The organism is Rhizobium sophoriradicis, from assembly GCF_003939025.1.
GTDB lineage: Bacteria > Pseudomonadota > Alphaproteobacteria > Rhizobiales > Rhizobiaceae > Rhizobium > Rhizobium sophoriradicis.
Window position 1 is genome coordinate 1 of the sequence record NZ_RQIH01000047.1, and the last position, 4,128, is coordinate 4,128.

Consider the following 4,128-nt stretch of genomic DNA (forward strand, 5'->3'; position numbering starts at 1 on the left):
CGTCCTGGCGGCGAGATCCGGATCGTTTCGCTGCAAGTCCTGCATTAGCAGCTCATAATCCGTCTGGATATGCTGGTCGCCCAGCCATTCGGTATGGTCGAGCGACAATCCGCTGCGGCTTTCGATCGGTGGATCAACCTGCTGCAGCGGCGAAGTTGATCTGAACTCGGCACGTGAATCCGAACGGCCGTCCAGACCGGCCGGTTCGCGGCCACTTGCCGGCTCAGGGGACAACCCCGACGCTGCGTTCGCCTCAACGACTTGCTGGTACTGCCGAAGCCGCTTGAAAGAGATAGTGTGTTTTCCCATGTCTTCGGTGAAGTCTTGGTAATCTTTTTTCAACGACCATTGCTGCTGATCACTGCCGTTGAGCCGGCTCGCTATGCTCTCCCTACCCTTGGTTTGCAGCCAATTACTAAACTTTCGTTGATTGCTGGCCAGTCTCCAGACGACTCTCCTCTGCGAAGTCGAGTCCGATCCGAGCTTGCTCAGCTCTTCGTTGGCCAAGGCATCAATCATGAGGGCGTCGTCGGGATAAGGATGATGCTGTTTCAACTGCGACTCAGCGCCTAGATACTGCCGCAGCCGATCGAGACTCACGTTTATTTTTACTTCAACGTTAATAGTAAATTCCCTAAAATCGTCCTTCAACGACCGTTGCTGCTCATCACTGCCAGTCAGGCGACTGCTTATGCTCCCCCGACCATTCTTTCGGAGCCAATTACCAAACCTCCGTTGATTGCTGGCCAGATTCAAGACGCCTTTCCTCTTGGAAGTCGACTCCGGTCCGAGCTTGCTCAGCTCTTCCTTGGTGAAGCTATCAATCATGCGGGTGTCGTCGGGATAAGGATGATGCTGTTTCAACTGCGACTCGGCGCCTAGATACTGCCGCAGCCGATTGAAACCCACGCTTATTTTTACTTCAACGTTAGTAGTAAATTCCCTAAAATCGTCCTTTAACGACCGTTGCTGCTCATCACTGCCAGTCAGGCGACTGCTTATGCTCCCCCGACCATTCTTTTGGAGCCAATTACTAAACCTCCGTTGATTTATCGCCATATTCTGGACAACTTTCCTCTTGGAAGTCGAGTCCGGTCCGAGCTTGCTCAGCTCTTCGTTGGCCAAGCCATCAATCATGAGGGCGTCGTCGGGATAAGGATTATGCTGTTTCAACTGGGACTCGGCGCCTAGATACTGCCGCAGCCGATCTAAACTCACGACCACTTTTCCCTCGGCCTCGGTAAATTTCCTAAAATCCTCCTGCAACGACTGTTGCTGCTGATCAGTACCCGTGAGTCGGCTGACTATGCTCCCCCTACCCTCCCTTTTGAGCCAATCGCTAAACTTTCGTTGACTACTGGCATTTTTCTGAGAAATCGAGACCGGTCCGAGCTTACTCCGCTCTTCCTTGGCCAAGGCATCAATGACGCGGGCGTCATCGGGATAGGGATCATGAATTCGGCGACCCATCAGGCGCGGCCCAGGTCCAACGGCTTGGAGTTCTTGCCCCTCAGGCGCGAGCCTCCTGAAATGAGACAGCGCTGAGTTAAGGCGGTTCTGATCGTCCTCACCGCTTGCCCAATAATCCGCGATATCAACGGCTAGTGAATCTGGATCGTTTAAAAACCGAGAAGCCATCGAATCTCTGTTTTCTGCTCGGAGCCAACGAGCGAACCTCCTAAGAATCCCTAAATTGTTCTCGACGGTAGCCTCGGGAACCCTTCCGTCCCCTCGGCCGATGCTACCGTCGGGTAGAATTTCGTAGTTTCGAACTGCTTCCGCGAACTGGTTGATGCGGGACTCGTCATCGGGATGCATGTCCCGGTCGGCGGGGCGACCACGCTTTCGAACCTTAGTTGAGACCACGTGAGTCTCCGTTGCGGCATCGACGTCTTGCTGCCCCGAACCCCTCTCCGGCGCCAGCGACTGCGGCGTCACTCGCATCGAACCGCCCACGGATCTGCGACGCGGCACACGGTCGCCGGCGTCACTGTCGTGCGAACCGAGGCGCAAGTCGCTCGGATCCTGTTCCAGGTCTCGGCTCTCTGAATAGTAGTCGTCGATCCAGGCGTCCGTATCGAAAGCTCCGGTCACGTCTTCGATCCACCCACTTACTTCGCGAGAATCGTCATCGCGCGGCTGGTTCCGTCTTGGGTACATCGATGCCGATCCTCCGGAAATCAAATTTGGAACCTCAATCCTAATGCCTGCCGACCGCCGCCCAGCATGCTAAAGCCAGATCCAATCATGCCCCCAAGGCATGGCCGAACACCATATGGCGACGGCTTGCCGACAATCGTCTGCACTCGACCATCAGGCCGGCACATGGCTTGAGAGGCTCGCCAGCTTGCCGCTTGCCATGCGGAGCCCGCTAGAATTGGCCTTCATTTAAGCAGTTCGAGTGATATGTGGGACATGCAGCGTGAAGGGTGCCGTCAGGATTTCCGGTTCCAACCAATCCATCCGCCGGCCTTTCTGATTTCGCCGCCTCAGGCAACGGAACCATATGCGGTGTAGCTGCTGACAGAACCCGTTGCGCGCTTGATAGTTATGCGACCTATGGGGCGGCGATCAGGATGAGACGCCGTATTGCCTCACCCAAGAGTGTTCCCGGAGAATAATGTCGTTGCCTCACTCGATGTTTTCGAATGCCTCACGGGTTGTTCCGATCGTATCCCCGCACCTGGTGCAGGTGACGGAGGTAGCGAAGCCGCTCGCGAGCGCGCCTCTCAATAGCGCTGTAGCGAGCGGGCGGCTTCGCGGGCGGTCATCATGTTTTCCGGTGGGGTCGGTTGTCGAAGGCCAACCTGGCGGTAAGAGCGCGGATGACGATCCTGTATTGTTCGGTAATGATCTCACTGCCCGACCTCTATACTTTCCGTCTGCCGCGCGGCATCGGCGAATGGCCCGAACACCAGCGCATTGGCCTGTGTACTGCGCCAGATTTTCATTCGGCGCTGCACGGTCCGAATGAGGCCGTCGGGATACACGCCGGGGCATTTGACCTGCAAGCGTTCAAGCAACTCTCGCGAAGTTCGCCAAGGCTCCGCCTCGAACCATTCCTCGAGTTCGGCAGTGACGGCGAGTAGAGGATCGGGTCTCCGCCGCTCTCGCTTGGCCGCTGGCTTGGAGCGGGCAGTCGGTTTCACTTCACCACCACGCCAAGCAATCCGTAAGCCAGAAAGAAAGTCTTCGAGCGTCAGGTACATCGCCTTGAGCCAAAGGCATGTATCCTCCGGCGTGCGTGGGTCGTCAAGCAGCCGCTGGAAGAGTGTGGCAGGACGATGATAGCGCTTGATCACCTTGGCTCCGTCACGGTGCTTTTCTTTCAGCTTGAATGATGGCTGAAAGAAATTCACGAACAACCGCATTGACGAATAAAGCTTGGCCAGCTCCCGAGTGGCTCGCAGCCCCTCGAAGCCTCGGTATCCAACGATCTTGCGCACGATTGCGCCATTCTTCTGCTCGACAAATGCCTGATCATTCTTTCGGTAAGGGCGGCAACGGGTAAGTTCGATATTATCGCGCAAGCAATATTCATGAACACTCTCGTTCATGAACACACTGTCGTTATCGGTGTCGAAGCCCAGCAGCGGGAACGGCAGCAACTTGCGCAGTTCGGCCAACGCAGTGATCAGTACCGTTTGCTCGCGAACCAGCAGCGGCGCGCATTCCGTCCAGCCCGTGGCTATATCTGTCAACACCAGCGTTTGCGAGAAGGCACCCCAGCGTACGGGCCGGAATGAGAAACGAGGTCAGCTTCGACAAAGCCAAGTGCGGGGTCATCCCAATCCGAGAAGGTTCGAACGGGAACACTACGCCGAATCGCTGTTGATCCTTTCCGGCGCCGCGGACCCGTGGCGCTCGCTTTAATCTCCTTGAGGACCCGATCAATCGTCGCTGGGCTCATCGTCAAGAGTCGCCGGCGCGTCTCGCTATTCATATCGCCGTGTCCATGACGTTCCATCGCTTCGATTAGTGTTGGCAACAGGGGGTGTAGTGTAAGCGACAAGCAGACCCCATCTGGCGAAGCAGCTTAGCGGTCGGCTATCGGTAGCGGACACGATGAACTGCTGTGAGCTTCTATGTCTGCGCCTAGCTCTGGAACTAGAACTTTTCATATGATCG

General features: G+C 56.2%; 1 protein-coding gene and 1 pseudogene. Both read right to left on the reverse strand.

The genetic code is table 11. The features are described from left to right. Nucleotides 1-2,094: hypothetical protein (locus EFR00_RS32645; protein ID WP_245435295.1), on the reverse strand; the 2,094-nt coding region annotated here is incomplete at its 3' end. Nucleotides 2,095-2,855: 761 nt separating this feature from the next. After that, nucleotides 2,856-4,024: pseudogene (locus tag EFR00_RS32655) on the reverse strand (transposase); the annotation flags it as partial. Nucleotides 4,025-4,128 lie beyond the last annotated feature (104 nt).